The sequence below is a fragment of the Azospirillum aestuarii genome (genome assembly GCF_016632405.1).
In the GTDB taxonomy this organism is placed as follows: domain Bacteria; phylum Pseudomonadota; class Alphaproteobacteria; order Azospirillales; family Azospirillaceae; genus Azospirillum; species Azospirillum aestuarii.
In genome coordinates this window covers 79,406-100,715 of sequence record NZ_JAEPIV010000007.1, presented here as the reverse complement: position 1 = coordinate 100,715, position 21,310 = coordinate 79,406, and the positions used below count along the sequence as shown (strand labels likewise).

15 protein-coding genes are annotated in these 21,310 nt (G+C 68.1%); 9 read left to right on the top strand and 6 right to left on the bottom strand.

Going from position 1 to position 21,310, the window contains the following annotated elements; translation table 11 throughout:
- Positions 1–16 precede the first annotated feature (16 nt).
- The 3 genes from JJL56_RS15155 to JJL56_RS15145 all read right to left on the bottom strand — a co-directional run bounded on the left by JJL56_RS15155 (position 17) and on the right by JJL56_RS15145 (position 3,353).
- The gene (locus tag JJL56_RS15155) at positions 17–367 is read right to left on the bottom strand and encodes a hypothetical protein (protein WP_145626435.1); all 351 of its coding nucleotides are present in this window, start codon (positions 365–367) and stop codon (positions 17–19) included.
- Positions 368–438: 71 nt separating this feature from the next.
- Entirely contained in the window at positions 439–888 is a 450-nt protein-coding gene (locus JJL56_RS15150; protein WP_200485547.1) for a hypothetical protein, read from the bottom strand.
- A gap of 248 nt (positions 889–1,136) precedes the next feature.
- Positions 1,137–3,353 (bottom strand): type IA DNA topoisomerase, encoded by a 2,217-nt coding sequence (locus tag JJL56_RS15145; protein ID WP_247891082.1) that lies wholly within the window; start codon positions 3,351–3,353, stop codon positions 1,137–1,139.
- Between the two features lie 45 nt (positions 3,354–3,398).
- On the opposite strand from JJL56_RS15145, the gene JJL56_RS15140 reads away from it, so the two are divergent.
- The 8 genes from JJL56_RS15140 to JJL56_RS15105 all read left to right on the top strand — a co-directional run bounded on the left by JJL56_RS15140 (position 3,399) and on the right by JJL56_RS15105 (position 13,017).
- Positions 3,399–4,172: a trypsin-like serine peptidase gene (locus JJL56_RS15140; protein ID WP_247891081.1), complete on the top strand. Its 774-nt coding sequence runs from the start codon at positions 3,399–3,401 to the stop codon at positions 4,170–4,172.
- Between the two features lie 112 nt (positions 4,173–4,284).
- Positions 4,285–4,632, top strand: coding sequence for a RidA family protein (locus JJL56_RS15135; protein WP_145626439.1), 348 nt, complete (start codon positions 4,285–4,287; stop codon positions 4,630–4,632).
- Between the two features lie 229 nt (positions 4,633–4,861).
- Positions 4,862–7,006, top strand: a complete 2,145-nt coding sequence (gene fusA, locus JJL56_RS15130; protein WP_145626440.1) for an elongation factor G — start codon at positions 4,862–4,864, stop codon at positions 7,004–7,006.
- 194 nt (positions 7,007–7,200) lie between these two features.
- The gene (locus tag JJL56_RS15125) at positions 7,201–7,749 is read left to right on the top strand and encodes a tetratricopeptide repeat protein (protein ID WP_247889487.1); all 549 of its coding nucleotides are present in this window, start codon (positions 7,201–7,203) and stop codon (positions 7,747–7,749) included.
- A gap of 120 nt (positions 7,750–7,869) precedes the next feature.
- Entirely contained in the window at positions 7,870–9,435 is a 1,566-nt protein-coding gene (locus JJL56_RS15120; protein WP_200485543.1) for a DegQ family serine endoprotease, read from the top strand.
- A 178-nt stretch (positions 9,436–9,613) separates the two neighbouring features.
- Positions 9,614–10,291, top strand: a complete 678-nt coding sequence (locus tag JJL56_RS15115) for a winged helix-turn-helix domain-containing protein (RefSeq protein ID WP_145626520.1) — start codon at positions 9,614–9,616, stop codon at positions 10,289–10,291.
- Between the two features lie 31 nt (positions 10,292–10,322).
- Entirely contained in the window at positions 10,323–11,720 is a 1,398-nt protein-coding gene (locus JJL56_RS15110; protein WP_200485542.1) for an ATP-binding protein, read from the top strand.
- 226 nt (positions 11,721–11,946) lie between these two features.
- The gene (locus JJL56_RS15105; protein ID WP_145626444.1) at positions 11,947–13,017 is read left to right on the top strand and encodes an AI-2E family transporter; all 1,071 of its coding nucleotides are present in this window, start codon (positions 11,947–11,949) and stop codon (positions 13,015–13,017) included.
- Positions 13,018–13,031: 14 nt separating this feature from the next.
- On the opposite strand, the gene JJL56_RS15100 is transcribed toward JJL56_RS15105, so the two are convergent.
- Positions 13,032–14,573 (bottom strand): MDR family MFS transporter, encoded by a 1,542-nt coding sequence (locus JJL56_RS15100; RefSeq protein ID WP_145626445.1) that lies wholly within the window; start codon positions 14,571–14,573, stop codon positions 13,032–13,034.
- Between the two features lie 236 nt (positions 14,574–14,809).
- Between JJL56_RS15100 and JJL56_RS15095 the strand changes: the two genes are divergently transcribed.
- The gene (locus JJL56_RS15095) at positions 14,810–15,022 is read left to right on the top strand and encodes a hypothetical protein (RefSeq protein ID WP_145626446.1); all 213 of its coding nucleotides are present in this window, start codon (positions 14,810–14,812) and stop codon (positions 15,020–15,022) included.
- 72 nt (positions 15,023–15,094) lie between these two features.
- On the opposite strand, the gene JJL56_RS15090 is transcribed toward JJL56_RS15095, so the two are convergent.
- The gene (locus JJL56_RS15090) at positions 15,095–17,641 is read right to left on the bottom strand and encodes a PAS domain S-box protein (protein ID WP_200485541.1); all 2,547 of its coding nucleotides are present in this window, start codon (positions 17,639–17,641) and stop codon (positions 15,095–15,097) included.
- Complete coding sequence (locus JJL56_RS33935; RefSeq protein ID WP_200485540.1) at positions 17,638–20,685, bottom strand: chemotaxis protein CheB; 3,048 nt, start codon at positions 20,683–20,685, stop codon at positions 17,638–17,640. The genes JJL56_RS15090 and JJL56_RS33935 overlap by 4 nt, the downstream gene beginning before the upstream one ends.
- Between the last annotated feature and the right edge of the window lie 625 nt (positions 20,686–21,310).

Here is a 21,310-nt window from a genome sequence, read left to right as displayed (position 1 = left end):
TTTATGCCGCCGGGCTTTACGCCTCTTCCTCAAAAGGGAAGTTTTTGCCGAAGGGATGGTCCGGCATCGGCGCGGCCTGCGGGGGCATCGGCGGCATGGGCATCGGCTTCAAGTCGGGCTGCGACGGGCCGCGCCGGCAGGCGGTGTGGCCATTGATGGTTTCGCAGGTCAGCGCGCCCGGCCCGGTCACGCAGGTCGTCCGGTCGTTGACCGTCTGGCACGACAGCGAGCCCGAGCCGCGGCTGCACACCGTTTTTCCATTGACCGTCTGACAGGCGAGATTCTCGGCGGCGGCGGTCTGCGGGGTTCCGGCCAGGACCAGGATGGCGGCGAGCGTACCGAAGACCGGCAGGGCGAAGCGGAGCATGACGGCAGTCCTCCAATGAGGAATCCGAAAGGGGCGCCGCCGGATGGATCGGCGGCGCCGGATGGGGCGGATCACTGGGCCTTAAAACCGAACAGATTCTGCCCGGCGGTGTTGCCGATGCCGGCGCCGACGTTGGTCGTCACCCCGACGTTGGTGTCGAGCAGGCCGCCCTTGCCGAAGCCGAAGGTGACGCCGGTGACGTTCTGCTTGGCCTTGTTGCCGATGCCGGCGGCGACGTTGGTGGCGACGCCGACGTTGGTGTTCACCAGCGACCCGCCGGTGCCCTGCTGCATGGTGAAGACGTTCTGCTTGGCCTTGTTGCCGATCCCCGCTGCGAGGTTCGTCGCGACGCCGACGTTGGTATTGGAGAGGGAGGGCGCCGCGGCAAAGGGGCTGCCGAATCCCGGCTGCATCATCATCGGGTTGACCGGCATGCCGCCGGTCTTGAGGTCGTTGGCGAAGGCGTGGGGGGCAGCGAGCAGCGTGGCGGCGGCGGCGGTGATCAGGGTCAGGCGGCGCATGGGCTGGGTCTCCTCCGGGGTGTGGGGCCGTGTGTGGCTCGATGTCCGTGGAGGAGAGGGTAGGCGGACGCCGACCCCGCCGCTGTGGCCTGGGCCACAGTCGGGGCGTGATTCGGAGATGCTCGGAAACGGTGGTCCCATCCCTAACTCTCCCCCGCTGGCGCAGGGGAGGGGACTGCCGCCGCTTCGCAGAAAACTCCCTCCCCTGCGAGAGCGCGGGAGGGCCGGGGTGGGGGGCGAGTCGGCGCTCAGCGCGCGTGCTGGTCCAGGAACTGACGGCAGGAATCGAAGTCCTGGAGCACCGTGTCCGACAGCTCGACGCCCTTGCGGTCGGCGAGGCTGCGGGCGAAGGCGACCATCTTGTCCGTCGGTGCCTTGCGCCGTGCCCCACTCGACGGTGCGGCGGGCGGCGGCGGGGCGGCGGCGGCGGCCGGAGCGATCGAGTCGAGAACCTCCGGCGCGGCCTTCGCCTTGCTGCTGCGGCGGGGCTTCTTCGGCGCTTCGCCGTCCACACCGGCCGCGGTCTTGCGCGTGCGCGGCGCCGTTCCAGCGGCGCGCGGGCTGGCGGAGCGGCGGCGCCCGGCGCCCCGTCCGGCGCGGATCGGACCGCCGCGCACGCCGAGATCCACCGCCGGCCCCCGGTTGCCGACCAGCACGCCGATCAGCCGCCCGGCCTCGTCGGCGATGCCGTCGATGACGGTGCGGAAGTCGGCGCGTCCGACGACCACCTCGTCCAGCCGCATCTCCCACAGGGCGGTGGTGCCGGGATCGACCAGCGTGGGAGCGGCGCCGCGCAGGGTCTCGAACAGCTGCAACCCGGCGGGGGTGGGAACCAGCCATTTTCCGTCGGCGCCCAGCAGGTTCTGCCGCCGCAGGCCCTTGATGATCTCGGCGCGGGTGGCCGGGGTGCCAATGCCCTTGGCCTCCTTCAGGCGGTCGCGCAGCGCCGGGTCCTCGACGAAGCGCCAGGCGTTCTGCATGGCGTCGACCAGCGTGCCTTCGTTGTAGCGCGGCGGCGCCTGGGTCCGCTTGGCCTCCACCCTGGGCTCGGACAGGCGGGCCGGTTCGCCGTCGGTCAGCAGGGGCAGGGTCTGCTCCTCCTCCTTCTCGTCGGGCTTGCCGTCCGTCTCGGCGGAGCCGAATGCCGCCTTCCAGCCGAGCTTCAGGGGGATGCGCCCGACCGCCCGGAAGACCACCGGTTTTCCCTCGACGGGCACATTCATCAGCACCGTGGTCTGCCGATACTCGTAGTCAGGCATGACGGCGGCGAGGTAGGAGCGGCAGATCAGCGCATAAAGCCGCTTCTCGTCGTCGGTCAGACGGTTCAGCCGGCTTTCCAGATCGTCCAGCACGTTGACGTTGGGCACGATGGCGTGGTGCGACACGCCCTCCAGCGCCTTGTCGCAGAAATGGCCGGACTTGCCGCGGCGGATCACCGGGCGGGAAATATCCAGATGGGCGAAGCCGCGCAGCCGGGTCAGCGCCCCGGTGATCGCCGGAACGTCGGCGATCTGGTTCTCCGATAGGTGGCGCGCCTCGGCGCGCGGGTAGGTGATGAGCTTCTTGCCCTCGCCGTCGTAAAGCTCCTGCGCGACTTCCAGCGTGCGATCGGCGGTCCAGCCCCAGCGCTGGCCGCAGGTCTTCTGCAGCGCGGGCAGGTCGTAGAGCTTCGGCGGGGCCTGCCGCCGGTCCTCCACCGTCACCGACAGCGGACCGCCATGGCCGTCGGCGGCGCGGGCGATGGCCTCGGCGCGGGCGCGGTCCTTGATGCGGTCCTTCGGCGGCGGGGCGTGGCGCATCAGGAAGGAGCCGCCCGCGGCGGTGGCCGTCGCCACGACCTCGAAATAATCCTCCGGCTTGAAGTTGCGGATCTCCAACTCGCGCAGGCAGACGATGGACAGCGTCGGTGTCTTCACCCTCCCGATGCCGATCACCCCGCGGGTTCCCGGCGCCAGCAGCGTCTTGGTCGCCGTGCGGGTCAGCGACAGGTTGAAGATCTGGTCGGCTTGCTGGCGCGCCACCGCCGCCTCGTAGAGCGGGCGAAGCTCGTTGTTCGGCTTCAGCTTGGCGAAGGCATCGCGGATCGTCTTGGGGTCCTGGGCGGTGAACAGGGCGCGCTGCACCCGCCCGCGGAAGCCCAGATGCTCCAGGATCTCCTGCCCGATCAGCTGCCCCTCGCGGTCGCAATCGGTGGCGAGGATGACCTGATCGCACCCCTTCAGCGCCGCCTTGATCGCCGCCAGCTTCGCCGTTTTGTTACCGCCGCCGTCGGGCCGCGTCGGGTAGAGTCCGTCCGGCTTCAGCAGGGTGGGCGACCAGCGCTTCCAATCCGGGTTCACCTCGTCCGGTTCGGCCAGCCGAAGCAGGTGCCCCTCGGCCGGCAGGATGCGTCCGTAGCGGTCGCCCAGCGCGGCGCGCAGGTCCTTTGCCTGACTGGACTTTTCCGTGATGATGAGCGTGGCCATGGCCGCCATGGTAAGACGAATATGAAAACGTATCAAGAACACTCGATGGCCGTCCTGCGTGGATTTCTTGTCGCAGCGACGCTTCTCCTGGCCGCGCTTCCGGCGGCGGCGCAGAACCCGCTGCTGCCGGGGATCGGGGCGAAGGACCGGCGCGTGGTGGTGGACGCCACGCACGCGCCGTGGAGCAGCCTCGTCAAGGTGCAGAGCAATCTGGGCGCGCGCTGCACCGGCGTTCTGGTGGCGCCGCGCCGGGTGGTCACCGCCGCCCACTGCCTGCTCAACCGGGCGCAGCGCTTTCTCCCGGCCTCGTCGCTGCACGTGCTGTTCGGCTACGAGCGCGGGGAGTACCGGCAGCACCGCGCCGTTGCCACGCTGGAAACCGGCGGCCCTTACGACACGGAGCGGCGGCTCGATGGACTTGTCGGCGACTGGGCGGTGCTGACGCTGGACGGCGACGCGCCGGAGGGGATGCTGCCGCTGCCGCTCGCCCGAGTCCCGCCGGAAGCCGGCACACCGCTGATGCTGGGCGGCTACAGCCAGGACCGGGCGCACCTCGTCACCGCCGACACCGGCTGCGCGGCGCGCGGCATCAACGACACCGACCGCGGGCCGCTGCTGGTCCACGACTGCGACGGGACGCGCGGGGTGAGCGGGGCGGCGCTGCTGGTGCGCGTGCCCGGCGCGGACGGGGCGGGGGAGGGCTGGGCGGTGGCCGGCATCGCGGTGGCCGCGGTCAGCGGTGCCAATCCCCGCAACATCGCCGTGCCGAGCGCCGCTTTCGTGGCCGCGGTGGAGGGAAATACGACTTCTTTGCGGTGATGCGCGGGCGCGGGGCAGCTTTGAGCGGTGGCGCCTCATTTTTTGCTAGGCCGTTGGACGTGAATCGCATAGACGTACGCGCGTTCAAGACCCCGTAACCGGAGCCGTACCGATGTCGATCCAGCGCTTCCATTCTGGACCGCGCATGAGCCAGATGGTCATCCACAAGGACACGGTCTATCTGGCCGGCCAGGTGGCCAACGATCCGACTCCGGACGTGGAGACGCAGACCCGCCAGATCCTGGGCCAGATCGACGCCCTGCTGGCCGAGGGCGGCTCGGACAAGAGCAAGCTGCTGTCCGCCACCATCTATCTGACGGACATGTCCACCTTCGGCGCGATGAACAAGGCGTGGGAATCCTGGGTCGATACGGCCAACCCGCCCGCCCGCGCCACCGTGGAAGCGAAGCTCGCCGCGCCGGAGTACCTCGTTGAAATTCAGGTGACGGCGGCCAAATAAGCTGCGTAACGGGGCGACCCGGCTCCCTCGGTTGGGGTTTGCCGGCGTGGCCCACCAGACTGTGAGGGCCGCGTGCTTCGAAAAAATCCGGAAGGCTTGACCTTCCGGATTTACAGAACGTTAATCACGCCTTAACAGATCATCCGTAAAACCCCGACCAACCTCTGCCGCCGGAGCGGACGACCGTCGTTGCGCTTCGATAGCTGCGTTACAGTAATGGATTCGCAACATGCCGCGCCAAACGCCTCTTTCTGACATCCGGAACATCGGCATCATCGCCCACGTCGATGCCGGCAAGACGACGACCACCGAGCGCATCCTGTACTACACCGGTCGTAAGCACACGATCATCGACGTGCACGAGACGAAGGACCTGAAGTCCTCGACCACGACCGACTACATGGAGCAGGAGCAGAAGCGCGGCATCACGATTCAGTCGGCTGCCGTCTCGACCTTCTGGCGCGGCAAGAAGATCAACGTCATCGACACCCCGGGCCACGTGGACTTCACCATCGAGGTGAACCGCTCGCTCCGCGTGCTCGACGGCGCGGTCGTGGTGTTCGACGGCGTGGCCGGCGTGGAGCCGCAGTCCGAGACCAACTGGCGCCTCGCGGACAACTACAACGTTCCGCGCATCTGCTACGTCAACAAGATGGATCGTTCGGGTGCGAACTTCCAGCGTTGCGTCAGCATGATCAAGAGCCGCCTGAACGCCCGCCCGGTCTGCATCCAGGTTCCGCTGGGCTCGGAAGACAACTTCCGCGGCATGGTCGACCTGATCGAGATGAAGGCGTACGTCTGGTTCTCGGACGACAAGGACGCCAAGTGGGAGATCTGGGACGTCACCGACGATCTGGCGAGCAAGCTGAACCTGACCGTCAAGGAAGACCTCGACAACATCGAACTCATCCCGGCGCTGCGCACCGAACTGGTGGACACCGCGCTGGAGATGGACGAGGTGGCGATGGAAGCCTACCTGGAGTCGGGTGAGGAGCCGTCGCCGGACGTGCTGCGCGCCTGCCTGCGCAAGGGCACCATCACCAGCACCTTCACCCCGGTCCTCTGCGGCTCGTCCTACAAGAACAAGGGCGTCTGCCAGGTTCTGGACGCGGTCGTCGACCTGCTGCCGGCCCCGACCGACGTCGAGGCCATCAAGACGGTGGACGAGGACGGCAACCCGAACGGCGAGCGTCTCAGCTCCGACGACGCGCCCTTCGCGGCGCTGGCCTTCAAGGTGCTGAACGACACCTACGGCTCGCTGACCTTCGTGCGCGTCTATTCGGGCGTGCTGACCAAGGGCATGTCGGTCCTGAACACGACCCGCGGCAAGCGCGAGAAGATCGGCCGCATGGTCGAGATGTTCGCCGCCCAGGCCAACCCGATCGAGGAAGCCCGCGCCGGCGACATCATCGCGCTCGTCTCCCTGCAGGAGACGGACACCGGTGACACGCTGTGCGACGCCGCCCACCCGGTGATCCTGGAGCGCATGCGCTTCCCCGACCCCGTCATCAGCGTCTCGGTGGAGCCGAAGACCAAGGGCGAGCAGGAGAAGTTCTCCATCGCGCTGGGCAAGATGGTTCGCGCGGACCCGTCGCTGCGTCTGGAGACCGACCGCGAAACCGGCCAGACCATCCTGCGCGGCATGGGCGAGCTGCACCTGGAAGTGACGCTGGACCGTCTGCGCACGGAGTTCGGCGTGGAAGGCAACATGGGCAAGCCCCAGGTCGCCTACCGCGAGACGATCACCAAGCCGGTCGAGTACACCTACACCCACAAGAAGCAGACCGGCGGTTCGGGCCAGTTCGCCGAAGTCAAGATCGTGTTCGAGCCGCTGGAGCGTGGCGAGGGCTTCGTGTTCAAGGACGAGACGGTCGGCGGCACGGTGCCGCGCGAATACGTCCCGTCGGTCGCGAAGGGCCTGGAAATGCAGAAGGAAGAGGGCGTGCTCGCCTCCTATCCGACTGTGGACTTCCGCGCCCGTCTGGTGGACGGCAAGTACCACGACGTCGACTCGAACGCCCTGACGTTCGAAATCGCCGCCAAGGCCTGCTTCCGTGAAGCCCTCAAGCAGGCCGGCCCGATCCTGCTGGAGCCGGTCATGAAGGTCGAGGTCGTCACCCCGGACGATTACCTGGGCGACGTCATCGGCGACGTGAACCGCCGCCGCGGCACGGTGCTGGGCCAGCTCGAGCGTGGCACCAACATCGCCGTGGAGGCCCACGTGCCGCTGAACGAGATGTTCGGCTACATCGGCCAGCTGCGTGGCATGACCTCGGGCCGCGCGTCCTACTCGATGGAGTTCAGCCACTACGAGCCGGTGCCGCGCAACGTCACCGAGGAAATCGTGGCGGGCCGCAGCAACAAGGCCGCCTGATAGCGGGCTGCTGCATTCGGAAAATGGGCCGGCGGAGCGATCCGCCGGCCTTTTTCTTTGTCCGGCGGGAACCTTGTGGCGGCCACCCCGTGGGGATGAGGGATTCTTCTTGCGGTGATTCGCCTTTCGGATCAGTGTTGCTTGTAAGTGACGCATCCCAGTTTTTGGGAATGACCCAGAGAATCTTCTTGCCCGTGGCCTTCCTGGCCCTTCTGCTCCTCGGCGCTTCCGGCCCCGGTTCGCGGGCTTGGGCAGGGCAGGAGGATGCGCGACTCGGTGGGCTATTCCAGGATCTGCGGACCGCCGGCGATGCGGTCGCGGCGGAGGCGGTCGAGGACCGCATCTGGGACGTCTGGCTGGAGCATCCCAACGACGACCTGATCGTGCTGATGCACCACGGCGTGCAGAGCCTGAACGCCGACCGCTATGGCGACGCGCTGGCCGCCTTCGATCAGGTGGTCGCCGCCGACCCGACCTACGCCGAGGGTTGGAACAAGCGGGCCAACGCCGAATACATGCTGGGGGATTACGACGCCGCGGTGCGCGACATCCGCCGCGTGCTGGCGCTGGAACCGCGGCATTTCGGAGCGCTGGCCGGTCTGGGCCTCGTCTACCTCGCCATCGATCAGCCGGCGGGCGCGCTGCGCGCCTTCGACGCCGCCCTGGCCATCAACCCGCATCTCGACCGCGTCCGCCAGCAGGCCGCGACCATCCGCCTACGCACGGCCCGATCGGCGCTGTAAGCGGCGCGGATTTATAGTCCCTCCCTGAAAAACTTTTAATCCGCCTGCAAGCCCCCCGTGACTCGGTGCCCGCTACTTTGAGGGCAACGAACAACGCATGCCAGTCACGGAGAGCAACCGATGTCCACCCCCGCCAACGCCGGACGCGCCCCGCGGTCAAGCCGGGTGCGGCGTACCATCGCCGCCGTCCTCCTCGGCACCACGATACTGACCGGTCCGTTCCTGATCGCCAACCAGTCCACCGCCACGGCCGCCGAAAGCGTTCTGACGCAAAACATGCTGTCCCAAAACGCACCGGGCAGCTTCGCCGATCTGGCGGCCAAGGTGTCGCCCGCCGTGGTGAACGTCTCCACCACCCAGCAGGCCAAGGCCGAGCGCGGCAACCCGCGCATGCCCGGCTTCCCGCCGGGGTCGCCCTTCGAGGAGTTCTTCCGCCAGTTCCAGGACCAGTTCGGCCAAAATGGCGACCCCGGCGGCGGTTCGGACGATGAATCCGAAGGCCAGCCGCGCGGCAAAGTCGGCTCGCTCGGCTCCGGCTTCATCATCGACGCGGCCGGCTATGTGGTGACCAACAACCACGTCATCGACGGCGCCGACGAGATCAAGGTCACGCTCCAGGACGGGACGGAGCTGCCCGCGACGCTGGTCGGTCGCGACGCCAAGACCGACATCGCGCTTCTGAAGGTGAAGTCCGACAAGGCGCTGCCCGCGCTGGACTGGGGCGACAGCGACGCCGCCCGCGTCGGCGACTGGGTAATGGCCGTCGGCAACCCCTTCGGTCTGGGCGGCACGGTGACCAAGGGCATCATCTCGGCCCGCGGACGCGACATCCACAGCGGCCCCTACGACGACTATCTCCAGCTCGACGCCGCCATCAACCGCGGCAACTCGGGCGGTCCGACCTTCACCCTGGACGGGCGGGTGATCGGCATCAACACCGCCATCTATTCGCCCAACGGCGGCTCGGTCGGTATCGGCTTCGCCATTCCCTCCAACATCGCCAAGCAGGTCGTCGCCCAGTTGAAGGAGAACGGCCATGTCGAGCGCGGCTGGCTGGGCGTGAAGATCCAGGAGATGTCGCCGGAGATCGCCGAGTCGGTCGGCCTCTCCCAGCCCAAGGGCGCCCTGGTCGCCGAGGTGACCCCGGACAGCCCGGCCGCCAAGGCCGGCGTCCGCCAGGGCGACGTCATCCTGGCCTATGGCGGCAAGCCGGTGAACACGCTGCGCGACCTGACCCGCCGGGTGGCCGACACCAAGGCCGGCGACACGGTGGACATGACCGTGGTCCGCAAGGGCAAGGAAACCACGCTGACCGCCCACATCGCGCCGCTGCCGGCCGAGCAGCGCATGGCCGCCGCCGAGGGGACCGGTCCCGCCGCCGACAGCGCGGTGGAGACCGTCAAGGGGCTGAAGCTGGCCCCGCTGGACGGTGTGGCCCGCAGCCGCCTCGGTCTGGGCGAGGGCGTGAAGGGCGTGGTCGTCACCTCGGTGTCGCCGCAGGCCGGTGATCTGGCCGTCCGTCCAGGCGATGTGATCGTCAAGGTCGGCGACCACACGGTGACGTCTCCCGCGGAGGTGACCAAGAGCCTGCACGAGGCCGAGAAGGATGGCCGCAAGGCGGTCCTGCTGCTGGTCAACCGCGGCGGCAACGAGAGTTTCGTCCCGCTGAAGCTCGGCAAGGCGTGACGCTGGAAAACACCGGCGATCCTCCCGTCGTTGGTGTGACGGGGTGGAGGGTGTCCGCGGTGCGAGCCCCCGCCGCGCGGACATCCTCCCCCTTCGTTTCGTTTGGCCCTTTCCCCTCGCCGGAGGTGCGAGGGCATTCATCTTTTGACCGTCGGAAGGATGCGGTAGTCTCATGCTCATGAAAGTCCTCGTCATCGAAGACGACCAGCAGGCCGCCTCCTACCTCGCCAAGGGGCTGAAGGAGGCCGGGCATGTCGTGGACGCCGCCAACGACGGCAAGGAGGGGCTGTTCCTGGCCGGCTCCGAGCATTACGACGTCATGATCGTGGACCGCATGCTGCCGGGCCGCGACGGGCTGTCGCTGGTCGAGATCCTGCGCGCCACCGGCAACGACACGCCGGTGCTGTTCCTCTCCGCGCTCGGCAGCGTCGATGACCGGGTGAAGGGGCTGAAGGCCGGCGGCGACGATTACCTGACCAAGCCTTTCGCCTTTTCCGAGCTGCTTGCCCGGATCGAGGTGCTGGTGCGCCGCCGCAGCGCCGCCCAGCCGCAGACCCGCCTTTCGGTCGCCGACCTGGAACTGGATCTGCTGTCGCGCAACGTCCGGCGGGCCGGCAAGTCGATCGACCTGCTGCCGCGGGAGTTCGCCCTGCTGGAATATCTGATGCGCAACGCCGGCAGCGTGGTGACCCGCACCATGATGCTGGAGAATGTGTGGGATTATCACTTCGACCCGCAGACCAACGTCATCGACGTGCACATCGCCCGCCTGCGCCAGAAGATCGACAAGGATTTCCCGACGCCGCTGATCCACACGGTGCGCGGCGCCGGCTACAGCCTGCGGGCGCCGCAATGATGGTGGCGGCCATGGTGGCCAGCGGGGGAGCGTGAAGGCGGCGATTCCCACCCTGCGGCTTCTGCGCACGACGCCGTTCCGGCTGGCCCTGCTGTATCTGGGCCTGTTCATCATCTCGGTCGGGGTGATCCTGGGGGTCGTCTACCGCTCCACCGCGGGATTCCTGGAGGAGGAGATCGGCGCTACCATCGCGCTGGAGGTCGCCGGGCTTCAGGACCAGTACCGCAGCGCCGGCCTGCGCGGGCTGGTCGACTCCGTGCGCGAGCGCAGCGGCTATTCGCACACCAACTCCATCTATCTGCTGACCACGCCGGGTGGCGTCATCCTGGCCGGCAACCTGTCGGGCTGGCCCGACGCGACGCCGGAGCCGGGCGGCTGGACCCATTTCAAGATTTCCGACTATGGCGGGGTGAACAACCGGCCCTCCACCGCGATGGCGGTCAGCTTCGTCCTGCCCGGCCAGTTCCGCCTCCTGGTGGGCCGCGACATGAGCGAACTGGACCAGCTCCGCGGGCGCATGGTCGTGTCGCTGCGCTGGGTCTTCCTGGTGACGGTGGTGCTGGGGCTGGGCGGCGGCCTGCTGCTGGCGCGCGGCGCCATGCACCGGATCGAGGCGATCAACCGCACCACCCACCGCATCATGGCCGGCGACCTGTCGGGCCGGGTGCCGCGCGGCGGCGGCGGCGACGAGATCGACCGGTTGGCCGGCAACCTCAACGCCATGCTGGACCAGATCGAACGGCTGATGACCGGCATGCGGCAGGTGACCGAGAGCGTGGCGCACGACCTGCGCACGCCGTTGTCGCGCCTGCGCTCCCGCGTCGAGCTGGCGCTGATCCGCGAGACCGACGACCCGGAGGTCTACCGCGCCGTGCTGCAGGACACGATCCTGGAGGCCGACCGGCTGCTCGCCACCTTCACCGCGCTTCTGTCCATCGCCGAGGCCGAATCCGGCGCCAACCGCAAGGCGCTGGAACCGGTGCGGCTGGCCGACGTGGTCCGGCTGGCCGCCGACCTCTATGAACCGGTGGCGGAGGAGAAGGGTCTGATCCTGGTCACCGACATCCGGGCTGAGCCGACCGTGCGCGGGAACGAGCAACTGCTCGCCCAGGCGGTGTCGAACCTGCTGGACAACGCCATCAAATACACGCCGGAAGGCGGACGCATCACGCTGCTGCTGGAGGGCACCGCGCCGGGGCAGTCCGCCCGCATCACCGTGGCGGACAACGGTCCCGGCATCCCCGCCGACATGCGGGAGAAGGTGCTGGAGCGCTTCGTCCGGCTCGATACCGCGCGGGCCTCGCCGGGGAACGGGCTGGGGCTCAGCCTGGTGGAGGCGGTGGCCCGGCTGCACGACGCGTCGCTGCGGCTGGAGGACAACGGACCGGGGCTGAGGGTCGGCATCGTCTTCCCGCCGGATGCCGGTTGAAGCCCACCACAAGAAAAGAGCCCGCCGTTGCCGGCGGGCTTTTGAGGTGACATCAGCGAGAATGACTCCTTGGCGTCAGACATGATATGGGGTGCCAACCGTCCGCGCGCATTCGGATAAGCGTATTAGCACGAAGGTGCTAGCGGGGTGGCGGTGCAACACTTTCCTGCGGGCGGCGTTTGTCCATCGGACCGGCATGCCGGTGGCAACACGGCGGGAAGAATCGATGGACGCGACCAGACAGGCCCCCATTCAGGCCGGGCAGCCGGCGACCGCCGGGCGGAACACCGCGACCGAACTGAAGCTGTTCACTTGGAAGATGCTGATCGCCGCCGGCGTGTTGGGGACGCTGTTCCTGGCCTGGCAGGTGGCGGACGCGCTGCTGCTGGTCTTCGCCGGCGTGCTTCTGGCGATCCTGTTCCAGCGCATCGCCGGGCTGGTGCGGCGCTTCACCGGGTTGCCGCAGGGCTGGGCGCTCGGCGTCGTGCTGTTGCTGCTGGCGGTGCTTCTGATCGGCGGCGGCGTCCTGATGGGCCAATCGGTGGTGAGCCAGTTCGACCAGTTCTCCCAGCAGATCTCCGGTGCGGTGCAGCAGCTTCCCGGTTCGCTGCGCGACCAGATCATGAAGCAGGGACAGGACGCCTCCTCCTGGCTGAACCGGCTGCAGACGGTCGCCTCCAGCGTGATGTTCTTCCTGGGCGATCTGGTGGTGGTGATGTTCACGGCCATCTACCTCGCGGCCTCGCCCGGCGTCTACCGGCGCGGCGTCATCCTGCTGGTGCCGCCGCGCGGCCACGAGCGGGCGCGGGAGGTGATGGACGTGATGGGCGACTCGCTGTGGAAGTGGCTGATCGGGCAGCTTTCGGCCATGGCCATCGTCGGCGTTCTGACCACCGCGGGCCTGCTGCTGCTGGGCATCCCGAGCGCCCCGGCGCTGGGCCTGCTGGCGGCGCTCCTGGAGTTCGTTCCGCTGATCGGCCCGTTCCTGGCGGCGGTCCCGGCGATCCTCATCGCCTTCGCCCAATCGCCGCAGGACGCGCTGTGGGTGGCGCTGCTCTACCTGGCGATCCAGCAGGTCGAGGGCAACGTCGTCATGCCGCTGATGCAGAAGAAGGTGGTGGACCTGCCCCCCGTCATCACCATTGCGGCCATCGCGGCGGGGGGCGTGCTGTTCGGGCTGATGGGCATGTTCCTGGCCACGCCCTTCGCGGTCGTGATGCTGGTTCTGGTCAACATGCTCTACATCGAGGACAAGCTGGGGGAAGGCCGGCACTTCCCCAGCGAAGACAAGGCGTAGGGCGGTCCCGGTCCTCAGGCAACCTCCGCCCCGGCCTTGGTGGCGTCGGCGGCGGAGCGCAGGGGAAGCTCCTTCAGGAACAGGGTCAGCACGAAGGACACCACCGCCAGCCCGGCGGCCAGCAGGAATAGCGTCGAGAAGCCGTGTTCGAACACCGACTGGGCGGCGTCGCGGGCGGCGGGGGGCAGGCTGGACAGGGCGGACGGGCCGCGCTCCATCACCTCGCGCCCGCTGATGCCGGGCAGGCCGGCGGCGTTCAGCCGGGCCTCGACGTCGGCGGCGAAGACCGCGCCGAACACCGCCACCCCGACCGACCCGCCGAGCGAGCGGAAGAAGCCGACCGACGCCGTGGCCGCACCCAGGTCGCGCCGGTCCACCGCATTCTGCACGGCGACCGTCATCACCGGCATGACCAACCCCAGCCCGATGCCCAGCGGAACCAGGATCAGCGTGGACCACAGCCCGCTTTCCGACACCGTCGGCGACAGGCCGAGCGCCAGATACATCGCCGCCGCCAGCGCCAGCCCGGCCAGCGGGAAGACCTTGTAGCGGCCGGACTTGGAGATCAGCCGACCGCCGCCCCCGGCCCCCAGCACCATGCCCAGCACCATCGGCAGCAGAAGGAAGCCCGACGTCGTGGCGCTGGTTCCGGCGACGAGCTGCGAGCGCAGGGGCAGATAGACGATGCCGGCGAACAGCACCATGGCCGAGACCGCCACCACCGGGTTGGCGACCGCCACCACCGGTACCCGGAACAGGTGGAGCGGCAGGATCGGTTCCTCCACCCGTCGCTCGTGCCACAGGAAGACCGCGAGCATCGCGAGGCCCAGCGCGCACAGGCCGAGGATCGTCGGGGAGGTCCAGGGAAGGGCGACCCCGGCGCGCGACACCACGAACAGCAGCGAGGTCACCGTGCCCATCAGCAGCGCCGCCCCCAGATAGTCGATGGTCGGCTTCGCCCGCCCCGCCGGCAAACGGTCCAGCGCCCGGCTGGTCATCAGCAGCGCCGCCGCGCCCAGCGGCAGGTTGATGAGGAAGATCCAGTGCCAGCTCAACTGTTCCGTGAAGACGCCGCCCAGCAGCGGCCCGGCCACGCTGGACAGGGCGAAGATGCCGCCGATGTAGCCCTGGTAGCGCCCGCGTTCCCGCGGGGCAACCACGTCGCCGATGATGGTGAAGGCCAGCGCCATCAAGCCGCCGCCGCCCAGCCCCTGGATGCCGCGGAACAGGATGAGCTGTCCCATGCTCTGCGCCAGCGCGCATAGCACCGACCCGATCAGGAACAGGAAGATCGCCACCTGGAGCACCCGCTTGCGCCCGTAGAGGTCGCTCAGCTTGCCGTAGATCGGCGTGGTCGAGGTCGATGCCAGCAGATAGGCGGTGACCACCCAGGGCAGGTTTTCCAGGCTTCCCAGGTCGTGGGCCATGGTCGGCAGGGCCGTCGCGACGATGGTCTGGTCCATCGCCGCCATCAGCATGGCGAGCGCCACCCCGCTGAACACCCGCATGATTTCGCGGTGGGTGAAGACGGCGTGGTCGTTGGAGGCGTCGGTCATGGTCTCGGTTCAGGCCGGAATGAACGGTGGGGCGTACCATAGCCCCCGGAACGGTCCGCGCAAGGACTCCGCCATGAATGGCTGCCAATCTCCCCTTTCACCGCGAACGGTCCGGTGACGGAAGGGTGGGAGCGACGCTGCCGCCTCTCGCGACGGAGGCAAGCGTAAGGAACCCTGACGGGCTCCCCGCCGTTGAACCCGTTTGGCATCCACCAACGGCGGCGGGGGAGCGGGTCATGGCGCACATCGTGGAAATCCGGAGCGGTGCGATCGTAGGCAACGACGAGCCCACGGACGAGTATCTGCCCGTCGGAACCCACCTCGCCCAGGCCGACGGATTTTATGTGAGCTTCGGCATGGATGTGGAAGGTCCCTACGCCCGCAACGAGGCCGAGGAGCGGCTGAGCCACCTGAAGCGTGCCACCCAGGCCGATCTTGAGCGTCCGTAGTGCGGGCGTTGCCTTCTCCCCAACGATCCCCCTTTCCGAGGGAGAGCGCCGGGGAGGGGGCAAAGGCCGCTGTTAGGTCGGCTCCGTCTCGGCATCGCGGTGCTCCAGGCTGGCGCGCACGGTGCGGCGCAGGTCGTCGGGCTGGATCGGCTTGTGCAGCAGGGCGCATTGCGCGCCGGCGGCCTCGCGCAGCCGGTCGGACGAGGTGTCGCCCGTCAGCAGAACCCCCGGCAGGTCGGGACCGAAGCGGCGGCGCAGCGTGTCCATCAGCATCAGCCCGGTGTCGCCGTCCGGCAGGCGGTAGTCGGTCAACACGAGGTCGGGCGCCAGCGCGCCGTCCACCAGTTCCAGCGCCTCCGCGACCGAGCCGGCCTCGGTCACCCGGTAGCCCCAGCCGTCCAGCATCAGCGCCAGCGCCATGCGGATCACCGCGTCGTCCTCGACCAGCAGGATGGAGGCGTCGCCGTCCGCCTCGCCGCTTGCCGAGGTGGAGTCGTCCGGCGAGTCGCCGCAGTGCCGCTGGTCGAGAATGGCGCCCCGCGGCAGCGTGACGGCGAAGCAGGAGCCCTTGCCCGACGTCGAGGTCACCTCGATGGTGCCGCCCAGCATGTGGACGAGGCGCCGCGCGATGCTGAGCCCCATGCCCAGCCCCTCCCGCCGGTCGCGGGCGGCGTTGCCGATCTGGTAGAAGTCCTGGAAGATCCGGTCGAGCTGGTTGTCCGGAATGCCGATGCCGGTGTCCCACACTTCGAACCGCAGGATGCCGTCGCGCCGCCGCGCCCCGAACAGCACGCGGCCCTGCCGCGTGTAGCGGATGGCGTTGGTCAGCAGGTTGCGCAGCACCCGCTCCAGCAGCCCGCCGTCGGTGCAGGCGCTCAGCCGCACCGGCACGGTGCGCAGCGTCAGCCCGGAGGAGGCGGCGACCGCCCGGAACTCCCCGTGCAGCCGATCCATGATCGACCCCACCTCCACCGGCGCGCTGTGGGGGGTGACGAGACCGGCCTCCAGCTTGGAAATGTCCAGCAGGCAGTCCAGCAGCCCGCCGAGCGAAGCGACGGTGTCGCGGAGCTGGGTGGCGATGCGCCGCGCGTCTTCCGGGATCGGCTCCTTCAGCAGCAGGCCGGACAGCAGGGTCAGGGCCTGGGCCGGCTGGCGCAGGTCGTGGCTGGCCGCCGCCATGAAACGTTCCTTCGCGTCGAGCGCCACGTTCAGGTCGCGCTCCATCGACTTGATGGCGGAGATGTCGGTGACGCTGGACACCACCGCCTCGGGTCGTCCATCGGCGCCCGGCACCGGGTGGCTCGACACGCGCAGCCAGCGCGTCGGGGCCGCCGCCCCGTCACCCTCGGCGATGCCGACGATCTGCTCGACCACCGGCTTCCCGCTGTCCACCGCCTTGGCGGCGGGCGGCAGTCCGGTCAGCCGGGAGCCGTCGGCGCCGATGAAGCGCCGCCGGGCCGCGCGGCCCGTCCGGTCACCCGGCTTGCGGCTTTCGAGGGGGCGGGCAAGGGGGTCGAGCAGCACGTCCGCCGGCCCGGCCATCAGCCGCTCGGCCATGGCGTTGGCGACCATCACCGTGCCGTCCCCAGACCGCATGACCAGCCCTTCGGACAGAGATTGGACGAGCGTGCGGTGGCGCCGCTCGCTCTCCGCCAGCGCCTGTTCCGCGGCGCGGCGGGCGGTCACGTCGCGGAAGGCCACCACCGCCCCGGTGATCGTCCCGTTCTGGAGAATCGGGGAGATGGTCAGCTCCGCCACGAAAGCCTCACCACCCTGGCGCCGCAGGCGCCCGTTCGCCACCTGCCGGACCAGTCCGTCGGCCAGCGACAGCGTCAGGGCGCGCCGGCTTTCCTCCTCCGCGCCGCCGCCGATCAGGGTCGCGAAGGCGCGGCCGACCAGCTCGCTGGCGCCGAAGTCGGTCATCGACTGGGCCGCGGCGTTCACGAAGGTGACGGCGCCGCGCGCGTCAAGCCCGCAGATGCCGTCAGCCACCGCCTGCAGGATGTGATGGTAGGCGGCGCGGGTGCGTTCCGCCTCGTCGCGGGCGCCCTGAAGCTCGCCGACCCAGGCGTTGCGCTCCGTCACGTCGGTGATGGTCAGCAGGACGTCGCCCTTGTCGACGCCGTCCGGCCCGAGCTCCAGTTCGACGAGCCGGGCGTCGGTCAGCCCGTCGATGGCGCTGTGGGCGCCGACGAACGTGTATTCCTGGCGCGTCCATTGCCCGGAGTCGCGCAGCCGAGCCAGCGCCGTGAACAGGCGGCCGTGGTCCAGCGACTCCACCATCAGGGTCAGCGGGCGGCCCTTCAGCCGGCGGAGCGGCAGGCCGAACTGCCGCTCCGCGGCGACGTTGGCCTCGCAGATGATGCCCGCGGCGTTGACGGTGAAACAGGCCAGCGGCACCGACTGGAACAGCTGGAGATACTGGATGCGCGAGGCTTCCAGCGCCTGCTGGGCGGTGCGCAGTTCCTCGTTCTGGATCTCCAGTTCGGCCTGATGCACGTACAGCTCGTGCAAGACCTCCTTGAGCGTGGTCGCGGAGACTTCCGCCCCTTCGAAGCCGCCCGAGTTGAGGGCCTGTTCCGCGCGCTTGCGAAGGCGTTCGTTGCGAAATCCGTTCACGCCCCGCCCCCGGCCGCCGTGTCCTTGGCGGTTGGGCCGCCTTGCTGGCGTTGACCCTGCCGACGTCCGCTCGCGCTCAGTTCCATCCGTTTCCGGTTGGTGATGTCGATGTGGCTGACCACCGCTCCCCCCGACAAACCGGCCAGCCGGCAGGCGTGCATCATGAACCAGCGCTCCTCCCTGTCGGAATGACAAGGGTATTCGATGGTGAACTGCTCGATGTCGCCGGACAGAATCCGGCGCAACCCGTCGTTCACGGCACGGGCGATGTCTTCGCCTTCGGTTCCTTCCTCGGCGCTGCAGACATCAAGATAATTGGTGCCCGGACCGCAGCGTTCCAGCGCCGGCGCGCCGTTCTTCTCGCCGAACACGCGCCAGGCGTGGTTGACCATGGTGATGGCGCCATCGGAGTCGATGACCGCGACATGCTCCGGCAGGCTGTCCAGCACGGTCTGGAGCCGGTGTTCCGCCGCCTTGGTCTCGGTGACGTCCACGAAGGTGACGACCACCCCGGCGACATGGTTCTTCTCGGTCAGGTAGGGAAGGATTCGCGTCTGAATCCAGCGGTCGCCGCGCACCGGTACGTGGCGTTCCACAGGGTTGTGGTCGTGGAAGACCCGTTCGATGTCCTTGAGGAAATCCGGGTAGTCGATGTTGGTCGACAGGTGCGAGATCGACCGCCCGACGTCGCGCGGGATGATGTTGATGAAGCGGGCCGCCGCCGGGGTGAAGCGCCGGATCACCATGCCGCTGTCCAGGAAGACCGTGCCGATCTCGGTCGAGCGCAGCAGGTTGTCCAGATCGTTGGTGACCTCCGTCAGCTCCTCCACCTTCGCCTGATACTCGGCGTTGACGGAATACAGCTCCTCGTTGACGGACTGCAGCTCCTCGTTGGTGCTCTGCAATTCTTCGTTGGAGGCGAGAAGCTCCTCGTTGGTCGCCTGCAACTCCTCGTTGGCAGTCTCCAGCTCCTCGATCGTGGCCTGGAGATTCTCGCCGCGGGAGACCAGTTCCTGCTCCAGCCCGCGGATGCGCTCCGCGGTGTCGGTGTCGAAGTCGAAGTCGCTGTCCGGCAGGGCCAGCGCCGGGGCGCTGGGGTCGAGCACGATCAGCGCGAAGCGCCGGCCGGTCTTGCGCGCGACGAAGGGCTTCACGCGCAGGCTGACGGCGGGCAGCCCCTCGCGGTCCTTGACCGGGATGTTGGAGAGGGCGAATTCCTCGCCGGAGCGGAAGGCCCGCGTCAGCGCGGTCCCCACCACCATGGAGACCGAGGAGGGCAGGAGCTTCAGCGCGTTCAGCGTGGCCTCGCCCGGTGGCACCTTCAGGATGGCCGACGCCTCGCCGAACACATGCATGATGTTCATCTGTTCGTTGACCAGCAGGCTGGGCGGCACATAGGCCCGCATCAGGGTCGAGATCGCCTCGTCGATGGCGGCGCCTTCCTCCTGCGCCTGCGACAGGATCTCGTCGCCGTGACGGTGCACCGGGGCGGCGACGGTGGGGACGAGCAGCCGCGGCAGCCGGTGGGTCCCGGTGCGCAGGCTTTGGAACAGCTTGTTCCGGCTGTCCAGGACGTGGAACTCCGCCGACAGGTCGCCCAGCGTCTCGCTGGTGCCGAGGAACAGGAAGCCGCTCTGCCGCAGCGCGTACTGGAACAGGCTGAGCACCTTCCGCTGAAGTGGCGAGTCCATGTAGATCAGCAGGTTCCGGCAGCTCACCAGATCGATCTTGGTGAAGGGCGGATCGCGCATGATGTTGTGGGCGGCGAAGACCACCATGCGGCGGATGTCGCGCGACACCAGATAACGATCGCCGCGGGCGGAGAAGTAGCGGGTCAGTCGGTCGTGCGAGACGTCTTCCGCGATGGAGCGCGGGTATTCGCCCAAGCTGGCGGTTTCGATGCTGTCCTGGTCGATGTCGGTGGCGAAGATCTTGACGTCGAAGGACCGCCCCATCCGTTCCTGCGCCTCGGCGAACAGGATGGCGATGGAGTAGGCTTCTTCGCCGGTGGCGCAGCCGCAGACCCACACGCGCACCATGTCGGTGGGGCTGCGCTTGGCCAGCAGGGTGGGGATCACCTTGTCGGCCAGGGAGGCGAAGGCGCCCTCGTCGCGGAAGAAGCGGGTGACGCCGATCAGCATTTCCTTGTAGAGGCTGACCGTCTCGGCGCTGTTGCGGCGGAGCAGGGCGGCGTAGTCGTTCATCGAGTCGAGGCCGGCGGTGTGCATCCGCCGCTCGATCCGGCGCAACAGGGTCGCCAGCTTGTAATGCGAGAAGTCCACGCCGGTGACGGAACGGATGGCCGCGACGATCTGCGCCAGCGGATCGTTGTCGCGGTCCTGCTGTCGGGCCGGTGCGGGAAGGTTGCGGGACTGCACACGGCCGGCATGCTCGATCAGGCAGCCCGGCAGCTTGTCCGGCGTTTTCACGGCGTCCACCTGTCCGGTGGCGATCACGCTGCGCGGCATGCCGTCGAACTGCGCCGATTCGGGGTCCTGCGCCGCGGCGAACCCGCCCGCCGACTTGATCGCCAGCAGCCCGCGCGTCCCGTCGGACCCGGTGCCGGACAGCACCACGCCCATCGCCCGCGGCCCCTGGTCCTTGGCCAAAGCGGTGAAGAAGATGTCGATGGGCAGGCTCATGCCGCCGGCGGTCTCCTTGGGGGTGAGGATCAGACGCCCGTCCTCGATGGCCAAGTGTTTGGCGGGGGGCAGCAGATAGACCGTGTTGCGCTCCACCGGCATGCCGTCCGCTGCCTGCACCACCGACATGGCGGTGTGCTTGGCCAGAAGATCGACCATCAGACTCTTGTGGACCGGCGACAGATGCTGGACCACCACATAGGCAAGGTCGCTCTCCCCCGGCACGTTGTCGAAGAAGCGCTGGAGCGCTTCCAACCCGCCGGCGGAGGCGCCGATGCCGACGATGCAGCAGACCCGATCCCGGCCTTCTGGATAGGGACCATAGACGGAAACCGTGTCCTCACCCTCGTCGGGCGGCGTGGGGGCTTCGGTGATGGGGTGATCGTTGTCTTCTGATTCCACGGAGCACTTCGGGTCTGCGGGAGTAAAGGACGGCCTACTGAATTATTTGCCGTCCGACCGTGACATTCAAACCCTCCCTCGCGCGGCGCCTTTCCTTTTCCGTGTGCGCCGGCGGTTTTGAAACGGCGAAGGGTCCAGCGGCTATATAGGAAGCGTCCATGCCGGTCAATCCGGACAATCCGGCCATTGAAGAGGCGAATCGAGTCAAAATTCCAAAGATCAGGCGGGAGGCTTGGCAGGCATTGCCCTTGACGTTACGCATATGACAAATGGATTTTCAACGGCACAATCAACAATGTTCGATTTTGGTTTTTAAGGCGCGTCGATCTGTGACTTTCGAATGTGTTGCGGCTTTCCATATTCTTTTCATTTCAATGCCCTAAGATTGAGTGCGTGAATTCGTTGCATCACGATGCCCTGTTCTTTTTCCGAGCGCCGCGCTTCATGGCGGAGTTGAAAGATAAAAATCGATGGGATTTGCCACCAGCGCACAGCTTACCCAGAACGTATGATGTGATACGGGCACAACACTGTGCAGGATCTGTTGCCTCGTTCGCTTATGTCGCTTTACGCGATTGGCGCTTTGCGCAATCTTTAATCCGTAGCCACTAATCATGAGAAACGT

Excerpts from the sequence above, each read along its gene's own strand:
- JJL56_RS15135 (WP_145626439.1), top strand. The coding sequence starts at position 4,285 with ATGTCGATCCAGCGCTTCCATTCTGGACCGCGCATGAGCCAGATGGTC.
- JJL56_RS15105 (WP_145626444.1), top strand. The coding sequence starts at position 11,947 with ATGGACGCGACCAGACAGGCCCCCATTCAGGCCGGGCAGCCGGCGACC.
- JJL56_RS15155 (WP_145626435.1), bottom strand. The coding sequence starts at position 367 with ATGCTCCGCTTCGCCCTGCCGGTCTTCGGTACGCTCGCCGCCATCCTG.
- JJL56_RS15100 (WP_145626445.1), bottom strand. The coding sequence starts at position 14,573 with ATGACCGACGCCTCCAACGACCACGCCGTCTTCACCCACCGCGAAATC.
- JJL56_RS15115 (WP_145626520.1), top strand. The coding sequence starts at position 9,614 with ATGAAAGTCCTCGTCATCGAAGACGACCAGCAGGCCGCCTCCTACCTC.
- JJL56_RS15140 (WP_247891081.1), top strand. The coding sequence starts at position 3,399 with ATGGCCGTCCTGCGTGGATTTCTTGTCGCAGCGACGCTTCTCCTGGCC.
- JJL56_RS15145 (WP_247891082.1), bottom strand. The coding sequence starts at position 3,353 with ATGGCCACGCTCATCATCACGGAAAAGTCCAGTCAGGCAAAGGACCTG.
- fusA (WP_145626440.1), top strand. The coding sequence starts at position 4,862 with ATGCCGCGCCAAACGCCTCTTTCTGACATCCGGAACATCGGCATCATC.
- JJL56_RS15095 (WP_145626446.1), top strand. The coding sequence starts at position 14,810 with ATGGCGCACATCGTGGAAATCCGGAGCGGTGCGATCGTAGGCAACGAC.
- JJL56_RS15120 (WP_200485543.1), top strand. The coding sequence starts at position 7,870 with ATGTCCACCCCCGCCAACGCCGGACGCGCCCCGCGGTCAAGCCGGGTG.
- JJL56_RS15150 (WP_200485547.1), bottom strand. The coding sequence starts at position 888 with ATGCGCCGCCTGACCCTGATCACCGCCGCCGCCGCCACGCTGCTCGCT.